The sequence below is a fragment of the Bacillus sp. Nf3 genome, assembly GCF_003028545.1.
Taxonomy (GTDB): domain Bacteria; phylum Bacillota; class Bacilli; order Bacillales; family Bacillaceae; genus Bacillus; species Bacillus safensis.
The window spans coordinates 1-518 of the sequence record NZ_PYUA01000111.1 but is presented as its reverse complement, the minus strand read 5'-3'; the positions used below and the strand labels follow the sequence as shown (position 1 = coordinate 518).

Sequence of the window (518 nt, the reverse complement as noted above, 5' to 3'; positions counted from 1 at the left end):
CGGCGCTCGGCGCGCCCGGCGCTGGTGTCGCCAGCCGGGTATGGAACGGATGGCGTGCCAGCAGCCAGGGCTGCGTCTGCTGCAACAGCCGTAGCGACTCCGCTTCGCGATCGCGTACCGAGATCCAGGTCGGCCTGGAGTGCAGGCGGTCGAACAGTCCAGAGACCACAACCTCACCGATGTAGGTCGTTTCACCCGCGCGCACGTCGAACGTCAGCGCTTCGTCTTCGGACACCGCCCCGACGTATCCATAACCGTGTTCGGTCAGGTAGCCGACATAGTGGCGCCCGGCCTTGGCGCGGATGGCGGCCAGACCGGCCCTGCAGCCGAACTCGAATTCGCCGCGCAGGTCAGCCAACGGCGACGTCGACCGCGTGCCGCTGGAAAAGATCGTGATCAGCCTGATGTTGCTGGTGGCGCAGTTCACCGACATCACCACGTAGCCCTCGTCCGCAGCCAGTGGAACATCCGGTCGTGCCTTCAGCGTCGCGCACCCACCTAGCACCGTCGCGAGCGCT

1 protein-coding gene is annotated in these 518 nt (G+C 66.6%); it reads right to left on the bottom strand.

The features are described 5' to 3' along the window. Window positions 1-518, bottom strand: a 518-nt coding sequence (locus tag C9414_RS20345) for a hypothetical protein (RefSeq protein WP_181286207.1), incomplete at both ends; no start/stop codon positions are given.